The 14,603-nt window shown below is 41.0% G+C and carries 14 protein-coding genes and 2 riboswitches; of the genes, 8 read left to right on the top strand and 6 right to left on the bottom strand.

From position 1 onward, the window contains the following. Positions 1-66 precede the first annotated feature (66 nt). Entirely contained in the window at positions 67-450 is a 384-nt protein-coding gene (locus IEX12_RS12765; RefSeq protein ID WP_159457749.1) for a calcium-binding protein, read from the bottom strand. 143 nt (positions 451-593) lie between these two features. Here IEX12_RS12765 and IEX12_RS12760 point away from each other — a divergent pair, with 143 nt between their 5' ends. After that, positions 594-1,529: a fumarylacetoacetate hydrolase family protein gene (locus IEX12_RS12760; RefSeq protein ID WP_088049550.1), complete on the top strand. Its 936-nt coding sequence runs from the start codon at positions 594-596 to the stop codon at positions 1,527-1,529. Positions 1,530-1,581: 52 nt separating this feature from the next. Here the strand turns inward: IEX12_RS12760 and IEX12_RS12755 are convergent, their stop codons facing one another. Continuing rightward, positions 1,582-2,769, bottom strand: a complete 1,188-nt coding sequence (locus IEX12_RS12755) for an MFS transporter (RefSeq protein ID WP_088049551.1) — start codon at positions 2,767-2,769, stop codon at positions 1,582-1,584. A 457-nt stretch (positions 2,770-3,226) separates the two neighbouring features. Here IEX12_RS12755 and proB point away from each other — a divergent pair, with 457 nt between their 5' ends. Together proB and IEX12_RS12745 are read left to right on the top strand one after the other, a co-directional pair. Beyond that, a complete protein-coding gene (proB, locus tag IEX12_RS12750) occupies positions 3,227-4,330 on the top strand; it encodes a glutamate 5-kinase (protein WP_188725294.1) in 1,104 nt (367 codons plus the stop codon). Then, positions 4,327-5,574: a glutamate-5-semialdehyde dehydrogenase gene (locus tag IEX12_RS12745; protein ID WP_088049553.1), complete on the top strand. Its 1,248-nt coding sequence runs from the start codon at positions 4,327-4,329 to the stop codon at positions 5,572-5,574. Before proB ends, IEX12_RS12745 begins: the two co-directional genes overlap by 4 nt. 282 nt (positions 5,575-5,856) lie before the next feature. Here the strand turns inward: IEX12_RS12745 and IEX12_RS12740 are convergent, their stop codons facing one another. Then, entirely contained in the window at positions 5,857-6,594 is a 738-nt protein-coding gene (locus IEX12_RS12740) for a cyclase family protein (protein ID WP_188725293.1), read from the bottom strand. A gap of 42 nt (positions 6,595-6,636) precedes the next feature. Continuing rightward, on the bottom strand, positions 6,637-7,686 hold the full coding sequence (locus tag IEX12_RS12735) for a homocysteine S-methyltransferase family protein (RefSeq protein ID WP_088049555.1): 1,050 nt from the start codon (positions 7,684-7,686) through the stop codon (positions 6,637-6,639). Between the two features lie 90 nt (positions 7,687-7,776). Further along, positions 7,777-7,874, bottom strand: a riboswitch (SAM riboswitch). Positions 7,875-8,024: 150 nt separating this feature from the next. Here IEX12_RS12735 and IEX12_RS12730 point away from each other — a divergent pair. Both IEX12_RS12730 and IEX12_RS12725 read left to right on the top strand, forming a co-directional pair. After that, complete coding sequence (locus IEX12_RS12730) at positions 8,025-8,369, top strand: DUF4258 domain-containing protein (protein ID WP_286171134.1); 345 nt, start codon at positions 8,025-8,027, stop codon at positions 8,367-8,369. Between the two features lie 25 nt (positions 8,370-8,394). Further along, complete coding sequence (locus tag IEX12_RS12725) at positions 8,395-8,646, top strand: type II toxin-antitoxin system MqsA family antitoxin (RefSeq protein WP_188725292.1); 252 nt, start codon at positions 8,395-8,397, stop codon at positions 8,644-8,646. Positions 8,647-8,767: 121 nt separating this feature from the next. Here the strand turns inward: IEX12_RS12725 and cysK are convergent, their stop codons facing one another. Continuing rightward, positions 8,768-9,694, bottom strand: a complete 927-nt coding sequence (gene cysK, locus IEX12_RS12720; protein WP_188725291.1) for a cysteine synthase A — start codon at positions 9,692-9,694, stop codon at positions 8,768-8,770. 490 nt (positions 9,695-10,184) lie between these two features. Here cysK and IEX12_RS12715 point away from each other — a divergent pair, with 490 nt between their 5' ends. From IEX12_RS12715 to IEX12_RS12705, 3 genes are read left to right on the top strand one after another with little or no spacing between them, the layout of a single operon-like run. After that, a complete protein-coding gene (locus IEX12_RS12715; protein WP_188725290.1) occupies positions 10,185-10,967 on the top strand; it encodes an ABC transporter ATP-binding protein in 783 nt (260 codons plus the stop codon). Then, positions 10,951-11,712 carry an ABC transporter permease gene (locus tag IEX12_RS12710; RefSeq protein WP_102415586.1) on the top strand — a complete coding sequence of 254 codons (762 nt, stop codon included), beginning with the start codon at positions 10,951-10,953 and terminating at the stop codon, positions 11,710-11,712. Before IEX12_RS12715 ends, IEX12_RS12710 begins: the two co-directional genes overlap by 17 nt. 36 nt (positions 11,713-11,748) lie before the next feature. Beyond that, positions 11,749-12,750, top strand: coding sequence for an aliphatic sulfonate ABC transporter substrate-binding protein (locus IEX12_RS12705; RefSeq protein WP_088049559.1), 1,002 nt, complete (start codon positions 11,749-11,751; stop codon positions 12,748-12,750). Positions 12,751-13,079: 329 nt separating this feature from the next. Here the strand turns inward: IEX12_RS12705 and IEX12_RS12700 are convergent, their stop codons facing one another. Beyond that, positions 13,080-14,192 carry a methionine biosynthesis PLP-dependent protein gene (locus IEX12_RS12700; RefSeq protein ID WP_088049560.1) on the bottom strand — a complete coding sequence of 371 codons (1,113 nt, stop codon included), beginning with the start codon at positions 14,190-14,192 and terminating at the stop codon, positions 13,080-13,082. 100 nt (positions 14,193-14,292) lie between these two features. Continuing rightward, positions 14,293-14,440: riboswitch (SAM riboswitch) on the bottom strand. Positions 14,441-14,603 lie beyond the last annotated feature (163 nt).

The following is a 14,603-nucleotide window of genomic DNA, read 5'->3' as shown; positions in this document are numbered from 1 at the left end:
GGGGTACGAAGGAGTAACAGTAAGTCCCTTTGAACAGAAGCTGCCTAGGCGGCTTCTGGACTTTTTTTATATTCCTTTGGAACCCAGAAACCACTTCTGATATAGCATAATCGTTGAGAAATTCACATCCTTCTCATCCACAACCATTTCAGACAGTGGGATAATCCATTTTGTTTCGCCATGTTTGCATGCTAGCTTAATTCCATCTGCCTCATTTACATTTGTTTCTTGATCCAACCGCGTACAAACTAACTCATAAGCATTTTTCGCTTGTTTATATCGTGCCATAAATGGAAACTTCAGCTCATCACGTAAGTAATCATAAAATGTCAACAATCGCTCATCATTGACCTCTAATAAATCAGCTGATTCACTTCCATAATAATTCTCCAATATAGATGTAGTAGGTTCGCCCAATATTCTGGCTACCTGTACTTTCCATTCACCCATACGATCTTCCTCCAGCATCAATTATGTGGTTTAAGTATAAAAGATAGGTAACGAAAATGTCCATTAGCGGAAAAATTTATGTTATTTTCAGAGTAGGATATAAAATGCTAAAATAGTCATAACAAATGAAAGAGGTGGCTGATATGAAACTCGTAAGTTATAAATTCATAGACAAGGCTGGTACATATCGGATTGGTTGTGTGATCAATGGGAAAATAGCTGATTTACAGGATAGTTATCACGCTTTACTTTCTTCCAAACAGGATAAGGATTCCATCCATTCCATTGAATACCTTCTTCCGGCAGATCCTAATATCTTTTTTTCAATGGGGAATCGGGCAATCGAACGGGCAATAGCTGCCTATGACTATTTGGCAGGACATATGGAAGAGGTTTTAATGTATGATCGAGAAGAAGTACGGTTACATACACCAATCTCAACCCCATCCAAAATCATTTGCGTTGGCAAGAACTATGCGGAGCATGCGACGGAAATGAAAAGTGAAATTCCTGACAATCCCGTGCTTTTTGCAAAATTCAGTAATGCCTTGATTGGACCGGAGGATGCGATTGAAAAGTCATCTTCGACAAGCAAGCTGGATTATGAAGCAGAATTAGCGGTGATTATCGGGAAGGAAGCATCACAGGTGAAAAGGGAAGAGGCGCTTAATTACATCGCTGGGTTCACAATTGGCAATGATATATCCGCTCGTGACTTACAAAAAAGAACTCCACAGTGGCTGCAGGGAAAAACATTGGATCACAGCACACCTATTGGGCCATGGGTCGTTACAATAGATGAAGTCAGTAATCCAGGTAATTTAGCGATCCGCTCGTTTGTGAATGGAGAAAAACGCCAGGATTCCAATACAAAGCATTTAATTTTCGATGTCCCTTACCTAATTGAATTCATTTCTAATTTAATCACATTAAAACCAGGGGATATCATTTTAACCGGAACACCAAATGGCGTAGGCTTCGCGATGGATCCACCACAGTTCCTCCAAGATGGGGATGTTGTTACCTTGGAAATTGAAGGGATAGGAAGGATGGAGAATAAGGTTATCGCGGGAAATTGAATAGGAACAAAAACTTGCAGCGTAACGTTTCTGTAATGTTTCAAATACATCATCAGCCATTTACTGGTAAGAATAGGGTTTTATCCTCAACCTTATGCGTGATGATGGTAAGGATGGCACCAAATGTGATCATCCCGGCAGCGATTAGGGTGATCATCATAAAGCTCACCCCTGTATTTAGGAAGAAGGATCCAAGTGTTGCTCCAACTGAATTGGCTAAATTAAAAACAGATGCAGCAATCGTTCCGGATAATGTCGGAGCTTCTGTTCCGGCAAGAATAATTTTTGAATTGAGAATCGGTGTTGTGCCGAACGTCCCTGCACCAAACAAAAAACACATAACAAAGGCGAGTGCCGGAATCTGAATTAAAAAGGTAAACAGTGCTAACACAGAAGCTAAAATGATGAGTACCAAAATAAGTCTTTCTGTTAATAGAGCAGGACTGATTTTACCAGAGATAAAATTGCCTATAACAGCGCCGGTTCCGAAGCACAAGAATCCAATCGTAATACCTTTAACCCCAAAGCCGGAAAATTCATGAAGCATCGGCTCGATGAATGTGTAAGCCGTGAAGACGCCAGAAAATCCAAAAATAATAATCGCAATCACGAACAATACATTCTTATTTTTGAAAATCCGCAGCTCTTCCCGTAATTTTGGTATTACTTCGGGTTTCAGATTAGGTGTAACCAAGATAAGACCGATTAAGGCAATTATGCCAAGTGATGCAATAAACCAGAATACGTACCGCCATAAAAACATGCCTCCAATATAGGAACCAAAAGGAACTCCGAGCATCACGGCAATGGTGAGCCCGCCTTGGACAGCAGCGATTGCGCTAGGACGTTTTTCTGGTTTCGATATATTAACAGCAATAGACATGCTAAGACCAAAGAACGGCGCATGCATGATCGCTGAAAATAGCCTGGACAATAACAATACTTCAAAATTTGGAGCAGTTGCTGCAATGATATTACTAATAATAAATAGGCTCATGAAGCCAACGAGTAAAGGTTTAGCTGAGATTTTAATTGTAATCATGCTTAAGATGGGACCAAAGATCGCAACACTGATTGCGTAAACACTTAAAAGTAATCCTGTTGTGGAAACAGCAACATTCAGATCAGCGGCAAATTGTGTAAGCAAGCCGGTTACGACATATTCGGTCATCCCAATTGCAAATGTCGAAATCATAAAAACAGCTAAAACAGTTTTTCTAGATGCTTGTAAACGTGTCATGATGCCACCCCTTTGCTGTGAATAGTAAACACAAAGGAATATGGTAAAACAATTTCAGGCAAATGTCTATGGTTGAAGGGAATTTTTTTATTAAGATATTTATAATTCTTGGAAATTGTTCAATGAGGATTTCAATACCTTATTGACATTCCCTGGTTTCATTTGCATAATATGATTAATATAATAAACGAACGTTAACGAAGGATTAGTATGTGAACCTTGATGTATCAGAGAGCGGGATTTAGAAGCTGGAAGATGCCGCAACAGCCAAGTCACAGAACCTGCCTTCAGAGTCCCATCTTAAACATGGGCGCCGGCTCCGGCGTTACAGGAGAAAGTGGAATGTGCATACATTCAATATTGGTGGTACCGCGGAAGCGTGAGCTCTTTCGTCCTTTAATAAAGGATGAGAGGGCTCTTTTATATCTGAAAAAATGGTAAGCAGGAGCAATGGAAAATGAAAAAACGAATCGTTGTAAAAATCGGCAGCAGTTCATTAACAAATGATAAAGGAGAAATTGATCAAGAGAAATTTACTGACCATGTCAATGCACTTGCTGCACTTCGTCAAGCAGGACATGAAGTGATTTTAGTATCATCTGGAGCAGTAGCGGCAGGTTTTATCAAATTAGGCTATTCCTCAAGACCGGTCACAATTAAAGGAAAACAAGCGGCGGCAGCGGTTGGGCAAAGTTTATTAATTCAGGCTTACATCGATAAATTAAGCGCATTTCATCTTATTCCGGCCCAGATTCTCTTAACCAGAAGTGACTTCTCCAGCCGGGACCGCTATCGAAATGCATTTGCAACTATTGAAGAGCTGCTGGAGCGAGGAATATTACCGATCATTAATGAAAATGACACGGTAGCGGTTGAAGAGTTGACTTTTGGCGATAATGATATGCTTTCTGCTCTTGTCAGCGGGTTTATTCATGCGGACCAGTTAATGATCTTAACGGATATTAATGGTCTTTATAATGTAAACCCTCGAACAAATCCATTTGCGAAAAGGGTTGACTTTTTGGAAAATATTCCAGATGACATGATTGCCGGTTTTGATAATACTGGTTCAAAAGTTGGAACAGGTGGCATGAAGTCTAAGCTACAGGCAGCTAAAACAGCAATTTCCCTTGGTGTCCCGGTATTCATCGGCCGTGGAAAGGGGGGTAATAAGCTACTTGATATATTACATGGTAAAGGGGATGGTACGTATATTTCCGACCACAACTCAAGAACCATTAATACCAAGAAGCAATGGATCGCGCTGCATTCGGAGACGTTGGGGAAAATATACGTGGATCAGGGGGCAGAAGAGGCGATCCTGTTTCATGGAAAAAGTCTATTGCCTGCGGGTATTTTTAAAGTAACTGGGACATTTCGAAAAGGAGATGTAGTTAAAGTATACGGTTCAAGGGGGTTGTTGGGGAAGGGGGAGGTAAGCTGTTCCTCTGAAGTGTTAAAAAAGGTAATTGATGGAGCAGGATCTGATGTACCATTTGTCGAGGTTATTCATCGAAATGGCTGGGTAAAAGCACAAAAAATAGGAGGGGAAACATCGTGACGGAGGTAAAACGAAAAGGCAAAGCTGCTAAAGAAGCAAGCTTTGTATTAACAGGAGTGACCACAGAGGAAAAAAATACAGCACTGCGTCTAATTGCGGAGCAAATGCTGGCAGACAAACATACGATTCTTAATGAAAATGAAAAGGATATTAACGAAGGAAAACAAAATGGACTTCCTGAGGCAGTGCTTGATAGGATTATGCTGAACGAAGATCGAATTCATAACATGGCACAGGCGATTTACCAGTTGGTTCAGGAGAAAGATCCGATCGGTGAAATACTGGAAACGATTGAAAAAGAAAATGACTTACAACTGCAAAAAAGAAGGGTTCCGATTGGTGTTATCGGGATGATTTACGAAGCACGTCCTAACGTGACAATGGATGCCGCAACACTTACCCTGAAAACGGGAAATGCAGTAATTCTAAGAGGAAGTTCTTCCGCCAAGTTTTCCAATCGGGCACTCGTTCAGTCCATCCATTTGGCACTGGAAAAAAGTGCGTTGCCCATTGCTGCCGTTCAATTAATCGAGGATACAAGCAGAGAGATGGCAAAAGAGTTGTTCCACTTACATGATTATTTGGATGTCTTGATTCCTAGAGGCGGAAAAAATTTAATCGAGACAGTCGTTCGTGAATCTAGTGTTCCGGTCATTGAAACTGGTGCAGGCAATTGCCACATTTTTATCGATGAAACAGCCAAGCAGCAAATGGCGGAGGAAATTGTATTAAATGCGAAATTACAGCGACCATCTGTTTGTAATGCAGTGGAATCGCTTTTGCTGCATGAGAAGTGGTTTAAGCGGTATGGAACCGAGCTTTTGCAGAAACTTCATGAAAAGAATGTGGAAATTTACGGGGACGATTGGATCTGTTCCGTATTTCCTCATGCCAAGGCAGCTACGGAAGAAGACTGGTACAAGGAATACCTAGGCTTATCTGTTAGTGTTAAACAGGTTAAGACATGTGAAGAGGCGATCCAGCATGTAAACAAATATGGCACAAAACATTCCGAGGCAATTATCACAGAAAATGCCCAACACGCTAGTCGATTCTTACAAAACGTTGATGCGGCAGCTGTCTATCACAATGCGTCTACCAGATTCACAGACGGATCCGAGTTCGGTTACGGTGCAGAAATCGGCATCAGTACACAGAAGCTGCACGCCAGAGGACCTATGGGGTTACATGCATTAACATCAAGCAAATTTTTCATCTATGGCAATGGGCAAGTTCGTGCTTAAAGAATAGATGGCAGACCTGAAAACTTAGTTGTATAAAACAACAGAAGAAAAATGAGGATTTTTGGTTTAGATTTCTATCGACCCAGGAGCTAAGAATATCAACTCGAAAGCAAGAAGTACAGACCAGGGAGTGAGAATATCAACCCGAATGCGGAATACAAACTTGTATTTCAAATGAATACTACTCTCCATAAAAAACCGGCCTTCTTATTAAGAAAGCCGGTTTTGAATGGAAAATGTCTTTAATTGTTATCATATCCTCACACGAATAATCAGATCTTCCTAAGGTAAAATCGCAAACGAACGTACCGGAAATCCCGATGCCTTTTTTGCCTTTGGCACGATATTAATAATGATGGAACCTGTTGCAGGCACTTTATCTAAATTGGTTAATAGCTCTACCTGATAGGTGTCCTGGTCAAGTACATAATATTCCGCTAAGAGGGATCCATTTTTTTGAAAATCAATAGCAGCATCAGTGTCAAAAGTTTCATGACCAACCGCTTTGATCTTTCTTTCTTCGTATAAAAATTGCAAAGCTTCCAATGACCATCCGGGAGCATGATTATTGCCATCAGCATCTTTATTGTCGAACGCTTCCTGATCAGGCCAGCGCTTGCTCCAGTCCGTCCGCAATGCGACAAATGAACCCGGTTCGATTTCTCCGTATTCCGCTTCAAACGCTACTACATCCTCAACCGTTAACGTATAGTCATGATTCTCCGCTGCCTCTCTGGATTTATCGATCACAATGAGCGGTAGAACGAATTCCTTTAAATCCAGCTCATCTAAATATCTAGTGTTGCGGACAAAGTGAATTGGCGCATCAAGATGTGTGCCATATTGCCCGGGAAATGTGAACCGTTGGGCAAAAAATCCGTCATCGTGATCGAATAATGTTTCAAATTTAGCCGCTTCAAATGCGGAAAAGTGTGGCGATTCCGGGTCAAAAGCATGTGTCAGGTCAACCCACTCTTTTTCTTTAATAAGTTGAACAGCTTTCAGTAATTCGTTTGTCAAAAAGATCACCCCATGTTTGCTTCGTAAAATTTGAACATCCTATTAGGCCTTTAAGCGATAGTCCAAATTATGCTGTTTCAATGTTTTGTCTTTTCCAAACAAGAAATGCTTCTCCATGTCCGGCGAGTATTTGGAATTAACGGTTTCAACACCAACAGCTTCTGCTACGGCACGCAGCATTGCTGGGGATGCCCCACAGCATAGGCCAATGTAATTAAGGCCAATACCCTTTGCCTCTTTTGCCCATGTCGCCAACTCATAGCGATTATGATAAAGCGGATCTAGCGCGGTCGGAAAAGTCGTTTCTAACGGTAAATGACAACTGCATCCGCCATCAGGCAAGTTGAAAAACGTTGGGTGCTCTTCTGATGTTCGATAAGGGATCGGTAAACCGGCAATATAGCCATTGACATGCTCCCGTATTTTAGCAAGATATGGCTGCATCGTATCAGGCCCACGGAAACAATTCATCCCGACAACGAGCGCCCCTTTTGCGGAAAGGAATTTGCATGCTTCTTCTACCGTGTAGCCATCTCTTAAAATATTCTCGCCCATCAGTCCAAACGTAATGACAGCCGGTAATCCTTGTTTCGTAATTTCCTCCAAGGCGATTAACGCTTCTTCATAGTAATAAAATGTTTCCCCGTTAACATAGTCAACTCCTTCTTCCTTGCACCATTGCACCATTTCTGCAAAAATGCCCCGAACCCGTTCCTTTGATGCCGGATCTTCCGGATCAAACAGATTAGTGTTGGAAATGTTGCCGGCAACCAATGCTTCTTCAACCGGATGCTCCTTGGCAACCTCTTTCGCTAAACGGATTGCGTTTCTATTTAATGGTTCGAGCAATTCTTCTTTACCGATAATGCGCATCTTTTCCCGATGCGCGTTATATGTAAAAGCCAATACAACATCGGAACCCGCATTCATGTAATCCCTGTATGCTTGTTTAAGCGCTTCAGGATTATCCAATGCTACTTCGGGAACAAAGGAACCAGCTTGTAAATACCCCCTTCGTTCCAATTCAAATAAATAGCCTTCCCCTGCAATGACGGTTCCATCACGTAGACGTTCTTCCAAATTTCGCTTCATTCTTATTCCTCCCTGTTTAGTTGGTTTTTACCAATAACAAAAACCCTCTTCTGTCAGTAAGAAGAGGGTTCGTTATTACATCAACAGCTCTTCTTATCTTCAAGCCTAACGCTTCTGGAATTAGCACAGTACAAATGTCTGTTGCTGAGGCTTCAACGGGCCAGTCCCTCCACCTCTCTGGATAAGAAAATTCATATTTAATTAAAAACTTAATCCATACTATATCGGGGAAACGAACGAATGTCAAGAGAAATTTTAGCAAAAATTTAGTGAGGGAGTGACAGCCATGGTTATTTAATTCACAAAAATTCAATGACTACTGTAAAGTTAGCTATTTCGTGATAAAATATTTTCAAAGGAATAATTGGAAAGGAAACGTAAAAGGTAAGGGGGATAAAAAACTGGATATTCTAAAGACGATAAAAAAGAATATAATAACAGGAAAATGGTGGTTCAGTGCTCATGCTTTAAAAAAATGTGACGAACGGGAAATAGATATTGAAAAATTAGTTATTTCGCTCATTGAGGGAGAAATAATTGAAGATTATCCTGATGATCCCCGAGGCCATAGTTGCTTAATATTAAGTTATATTAAGAATCAGTCTGTTCACACGGTTTGTGCCATAAAAGATGGGAGTGCTATTTTTATAACTGCATATTATCCGGAACCGCTAAATGGGTAAATGAAAGAACAAGGAGTGAAAGGGAATGAATACATGCAGAATTTGCCAAGGCAGCATCGAAAAAAAACAAATTACTGTAGAACGCGAGTGGAAAGGAAGAAAGATTATCATTGAAGATGTGCCTGCTTTGGTTTGCGAACAATGTGGGGAAAGTTATTTTGATTCGGAAACAACATTGCGGATGGAGAAAATTAAAAAGGCAGCCATCTATCCTGAAGAAAAACAGGTAACAATTCCCGCTTCCATAAGAAAATTTAATCAAATTACCCATTTTTAATTATGTTGTTTACAAAATAGCGAACAGTTGTCTCTCTGTTCGCTATAAATATACTAAATCTACAACATCAGAATTCCTAAGTTTTCCCGCAGAACACCGATAATGGCTCGAAGTTATTTACTTAGTCTTTATCTTCTATCAAATCCATACTTAAATACCGCTCCCCGCTGTCCGGTGCCATACACAGTACTTGCTTTCCAGCACCTAAACGCTTGGCAACCTCAATTGCTGCATAAACGGCTGCTGCCCCAGATAACCCAATAAAGAGCCCCTCCACCCGTGGAAGTTTTTTATACATATCGACCGCAGCACCGTCATCTATTTGCATAATTTCATCATAAATGTTGGTATTAAGTATATCCGGAATAAATCCTGGACTTGTACCAACTAGCTTATGTTTGCCTGGTTTACCTCCTGACAAAACAGGTGATCCTTTTGGTTCGGCAACGGTGATGGTTAACCCTGGAATTTTCTCTTTCAAAACATCACCTGTACCTGTAATTGTTCCTCCTGTTCCGGCTGTACAAACAAAAGCATCCAATTTTCCATCTATTTGTTGATATATCTCTAGTGCTGTTGTTGTCCGGTGAATAGCCGGGTTTGCCTCGTTTTCGAATTGCTGTGGGATAAAGCTGCCAGGAATTTCATTTTGTAGTTCCTGTGCTTTTTTAATTGCGCCAGGCATTTTTTCATCTGCAGGGGTCAGGACAACCTTAGCTCCATAGGCTTTTAAGATATTTCTTCTTTCCAAAGTGCTATTATCCGGCATGACCATGATGGCTTTGTATCCTTTTGCTGCAGCATTCATCGCCAGACCAATCCCGGTATTGCCGCTTGTTGGTTCAATAATTGTATCCCCAGGCTTAATTAACCCCATGTCTTCGGCAACCTTGATCATGCTATAGGCTGCACGGTCCTTCACACTTTTGCTCGGGTTAAACGATTCTAATTTGATGAAAACATCTGCAGCTCCTTCAGGGACGAGTTTGGTTAATTTGACAACAGGTGTTTCGCCAATCAGTTCTGTCATGTTTTGAGCAACTTTCATATAAAACAGCTCCCTGTGTACATATATTTTTACATAATAATTCCTAGTGGTTTACTCCATGATAACAAATTTCATCCCGATATTCATAACCTTTTGTCTCCTTTTTATAAGTAAAGTATAATTTTTAGCGATATTAATTCATGATCAAGAGTGGCCATGTCCAGCTCCAGCGCCCAGCGGCTAGTGGACAACACCCGCCTCCGTACGATAAGTCAACATCGGTAAAAGGGGAAGTTCGGTTAAAACCGCGACGTCCTGTCGCAACACCGAACTGACCTACGTCCTGTAGGCCTCAGCTCACCGTGTTTCCTTTATCTCCTTCGGTTCAGTCCAGCACATACGCCACTAAACGGGCGCTTGCGCTTTTCTTATCTAAAAATATTTAGGCTATTAGGCATTTACCTATTGGAAAAAGATGAATATCGTGCTAAAATACATTTTAATTCATATTAATTTGATAGGAATTATTATCTATAAGGAGCTGCATTCAATGGATTTGAAGATAGATGCATTATCAAAGCAATTTGAAAATAAACCAAACCCTCCATTGTTAGTTTTGGACAATATTAATCTAACAATAAAAGCAGGGGAGTTCGTTTCTTTATTAGGACCTTCCGGATGTGGAAAATCAACACTGTTATCGATGGTTGCCGGTTTACAGAAGCCTTCGTCGGGATCTGTTTATTTGGGAGAAGAGGAAATACGCAAACCCGGTCCCGATAGAGGGGTAGTTTTTCAGGAATCTGCCTTGTTCCCTTGGATGAATGTAAGGGAAAATGTCATGTTCCCGATACGAAAAAAAATGACCAAAAAAGAGCAATTAAGCGTTGCCGATAAATATTTGCAAATGGTGCAGCTCAGTAAGTTTCCGGAACATTATCCGCATGAACTTTCCGGGGGCATGCAACAGCGTGTATCGATTGCAAGAGTACTTGCGATGAATCCGGAATTGTTATTAATGGACGAACCGTTTGGCGCATTGGATGAACAAACAAGAAGCATTTTGCAGGACGAAATAGAAAAGATTTGGCTGGACACGAAAAAAACCGTCATTTTTGTGACACATAGTATTCGGGAGGCGATTAAATTATCTGATCGAATTATCATCATGGGCGCCAGACCAGGAACAATTATTTCGGATTTTAATGTAAATCTCGGCAGGCCGCGATTACAAGCAGATATGGCAAAATTAGAGGAAAAGGTAATGGCTGTTCTAAAATCAGAAATAGACAAAGTGATGCAGGAGGAGCTCAGTTATGCCGGTAGTCATTAAAAGAATCATGTTTTTCGTCTTTCTTCTTTTAGTCTGGCAAGGAATTGTATTATTAGGTATCTGGCCGGAGTCAATGATACCCAGCCCGTTTTCGGTTGTAAACGAACTGTATTTAGGCTTCAAGGATATGACACTTGTCTACGATATTACGGCAAGTTTCCGACATTTGTTCATCGGTCTTTTTCTTGCTATTTTGATCGGAACAGGGCTTGGGGTCTTACTGGCAAAAGTGAAAACAGCCGATGAGACGCTTGGAACAATGATTCTGGCACTCCAAAGTGTTCCAAGTATTGTCTGGGTTCCATTAGCCATTATCTGGTTTGGGTTTGGAGAAACATCGATCATATTTGTCGTTGTTATTGGTGGAACGTTTGTCATGACGATGAACATACGGACTGGAGTAAAAAATGTTTCGCCAATTTATTTGAAAGCTGCTAAAACAATGGGGTCAAAAGGATTGGATTTATTTTTCAAAGTGGTCATTCCGGCCGCTGTTCCACATGCCGTAACCGGTGTACGTCTGGCGTGGGCCTTTAGCTGGCGTGCTTTAATGGCTGCCGAGCTTTTAAGTACAGGTCCGGGGTTAGGATATACACTTTCCTATGCATCCGACTTTAATAACATGAGTCTCGTCATTGGAATTATTATGATCATTGGTGTAATTGGTTCTATTGTCGATCAGCTTGTCTTTCACCGGATCGAAAATAAGGTATTAAGACGTTGGGGTTTGGAAGAAGCAGCATAATAACAGATCAAAAATGAATAGTGGAGAGGGGTTTTGATGGTGAAAAAAGGGTTTGTATATTTCATGATGGGTGTATTACTCATTTTAAGTGCGTGCGGAGGGGGCTCTAACGCTTCCAGTTCATCCGGTGACAAGCAAAAGGTCGTCATTGGCTATTTCCCTAACTTGAATCATGCGCCAGCAATGATTGCAAAAGAAAAGCAGATGTACGAAAATCAACTGGGTGATGATGTCGAGGTAGAATATCGGACATTTCCCGATGGATCCGCATTTATGACGGCACTTGCAACAGGAGAAATACAGGGCGGTCTTGTTGGTCCAGGACCTGCAATGAATAATTTCATTTCCGGTGTAGATGTTACGGTTGTTGCATCATCATCAACCGGCGGAACAGTTATTGTATCCCGCGAAGACAGTGGTATTAAAACAGTGGAAGATATAAAAGGGAAAACGTTTATTTCTCCCCGTGTTGGCTGTACACATGATGTTCAATTTGAAACCTACATGAAAAAATTAGGGATTACCTCTGATAGAACTGGTGGAACCATGAAGCATGTAACCGGGAAGCCGGCCCAATATACAACGATGTTTGAGAAGGGTGATGTTGATGTGGCCACTGCCCCGGAACCATGGGCATCTGTTTTAGAAGCCGAGGTGGGTGCGAACGTTGTCGTTGATTCAGATGAAATCTCATTTGGCAAGACATTACCTGCAGCAGTGTTCGTTACCAGCTCCGACATGATTAAAAACGATCCGGAACTTATCCAGAACCTGATTGATGCGCATAAGGAATCAGTTGAGTTCATTAATGAAAATCCAGAAGAAGCGATTGATATCACAATTAAAAGTATTGATGAAATAACAGGTCAAAAACTGGATCATGATGTAATGGAAAGTGCGTGGGCGCGAACAGATTTCGTGTATGACATCGACCAGGAGGCAATCCAGGCATTCGGAGATTCCTCCTATGATCTGCAATTTCTTAAAGAAAAACCTGATTTTACCGGTTTCGTTGACAAAAGCTTTATTAATAAATAATAAAAGAAACAGCCTCCAATGCAGGCTGTTTCTTATGTTTAAAAGTAAATAAAAGTATGAAAATTCAGGCTTTATTCTGCTTACGTTAGAGTAGGCCATGTCCAGCTCCAGCGCCCAGCAACTAGCAAACTTCACACTCCTTCATTACGATAAGTCAACATCGGTTCGGGGAGAAGGAAGGCCGACTAAAAACGGCCTTTGCGGCCAACGTCGGCATACCCCTTTTGCAGGGGCATGTTTCCTTTATCTCATTGCGGAGTGCTCCAGTTTGTACGTTGCTAAACGGGCGCTTGCGCTTTTCTTAAAACGATCCTCCAGAATATATAACTTCATTCCACCTCTGCTAATTTAGTAAGTGCCTGCTGCAAATCCTTTTTTAAGTCATTCACTTGCTCAATCCCGACGGAAAAACGTAACAGGCGATCATCAATTCCGCGCTTTGTTCGTTCTTCGATTGGGATATCAGCATGTGTCTGTGTCGCCGGGTATGTTATAAAACTCTCTACTCCGCCTAAACTTTCCGCAAAAGTAATGAGTTTTAACCGCTGTAGAAATAGATCAACCCATTCACTTTTTTTGAGACGGAAGGAAAGCATTCCGCCTTTTCCGGGGTATAACACATCAGTTACGTTAGGTTCATCATCTAAAAATGTGGCAAGGTTTCTGGCATTTTCCTGATGTTTTTCCATTCTTAAGGAAAGGGTCTTTAACCCTCTTATTAGCAGCCACGAATCAAAAGGGGAAAGTACAGCACCCGATGCATTATGAAAAGTAGCCAAGTTATCACAAAGTTCTTTTCCCTTTGCAACAACTAACCCAGCCAACACATCGTTGTGCCCGCCAATATATTTGGTGGCACTATGAATCACAATGTCAGCTCCTAGTTCTAATGGACGTTGTAGATAAGGCGTTAAAAATGTATTATCGACAATGAGTAAAAGATCGTGCTTGCGGGCAAGTTCCGCAACCAGATTAATGTCGATCTCTTGCATTAAGGGATTTGTAGGCGTTTCGATAAATATTGCCTTTGTCTTATTTGTAATAAGCTGTTCTGTCTCCGGGATCTCTGTAAAATTACTATATGTTGTTTGGATTTGGTAGGTATCGGCATAGTGCTCAAGCAAACGATAGGTACCGCCATAAATATCCGCAACAGCTATTAGCTCATCACCGGAACGGAACAAGGAAAGTACTAATTGTATTGCTGCCATACCGGAGCTGCAGGCGTAACCTCTTTCACCAGATTCCAAGTTTGCAATCCCTTCTTCTAAAAGAAAGCGGGTAGGGTTTTTGGTCCGACTGTAATCGTATCCGGTTGATTTGCCAAGCCCATGGTGCTTATAGGCCGTTGATAAATAAATCGGTGGGTTGACGGCGCCTGTCGTTTCGTCACTGTTGTTACCTAATTGCACTAATCTGGTTTCAATACTACTCTCTGTCATGTCATCATCTCCTGGAAAAAATTAAGGGAACCTAATTAAAACGTAAAAAAGCCTCTCCTTTGAAAATAAGAAGAGGCTTCACGATTTGATTTGACCACTCTTCTTATCTTCAAGCATAATGCTTCTGGAATTGGCACAGTACTTGTATAAGTGGGTGTTCGCTTTTTCTTTGGTAACTTTTTGAACATCCTTTATAGTCTGTTGCCGAGGCTTCAAAGGGCCAGTCCCTCCACCTCTCTGGATAAGAATCTTGCATATGGAATTTTTTAATATTAATCAATACATTACAATCCCTATTTTAAAAAGTCAAGAAAAAATTATGGATTGGTAAAGTAAAAAAGCTTATTCTCCAAAGAAGCTATCATTTCGTTAGCCAATTCAAGACTGTTATAATAATAATAATATGATACC

It is taken from the genome of Lentibacillus populi (assembly GCA_014642895.1).
Lineage (GTDB): Bacteria > Bacillota > Bacilli > Bacillales > Amphibacillaceae > Lentibacillus_C > Lentibacillus_C populi.
The sequence above is the reverse complement of the archived record's forward strand: the minus strand, read 5'-3'. Positions and strand labels throughout refer to the sequence as shown.

What these genes read in the sequence shown, in the direction of transcription:
- IEX12_RS12765 (WP_159457749.1), bottom strand. Translation starts at nt 450, where the DNA reads ATGGGTGAATGGAAAGTACAGGTAGCCAGAATATTGGGCGAACCTACT.
- IEX12_RS12735 (WP_088049555.1), bottom strand. Translation starts at nt 7,686, where the DNA reads ATGAAGCGAAATTTGGAAGAACGTCTACGTGATGGAACCGTCATTGCA.
- cysK (WP_188725291.1), bottom strand. Translation starts at nt 9,694, where the DNA reads ATGAAAGTTGCTCAAAACATGACAGAACTGATTGGCGAAACACCTGTT.
- proB (WP_188725294.1), top strand. Translation starts at nt 3,227, where the DNA reads ATGAAAAAACGAATCGTTGTAAAAATCGGCAGCAGTTCATTAACAAAT.
- IEX12_RS12725 (WP_188725292.1), top strand. Translation starts at nt 8,395, where the DNA reads ATGAATACATGCAGAATTTGCCAAGGCAGCATCGAAAAAAAACAAATT.
- IEX12_RS12710 (WP_102415586.1), top strand. Translation starts at nt 10,951, where the DNA reads ATGCCGGTAGTCATTAAAAGAATCATGTTTTTCGTCTTTCTTCTTTTA.
- IEX12_RS12760 (WP_088049550.1), top strand. Translation starts at nt 594, where the DNA reads ATGAAACTCGTAAGTTATAAATTCATAGACAAGGCTGGTACATATCGG.
- IEX12_RS12700 (WP_088049560.1), bottom strand. Translation starts at nt 14,192, where the DNA reads ATGACAGAGAGTAGTATTGAAACCAGATTAGTGCAATTAGGTAACAAC.
- IEX12_RS12715 (WP_188725290.1), top strand. Translation starts at nt 10,185, where the DNA reads ATGGATTTGAAGATAGATGCATTATCAAAGCAATTTGAAAATAAACCA.
- IEX12_RS12755 (WP_088049551.1), bottom strand. Translation starts at nt 2,769, where the DNA reads ATGACACGTTTACAAGCATCTAGAAAAACTGTTTTAGCTGTTTTTATG.
- IEX12_RS12705 (WP_088049559.1), top strand. Translation starts at nt 11,749, where the DNA reads ATGGTGAAAAAAGGGTTTGTATATTTCATGATGGGTGTATTACTCATT.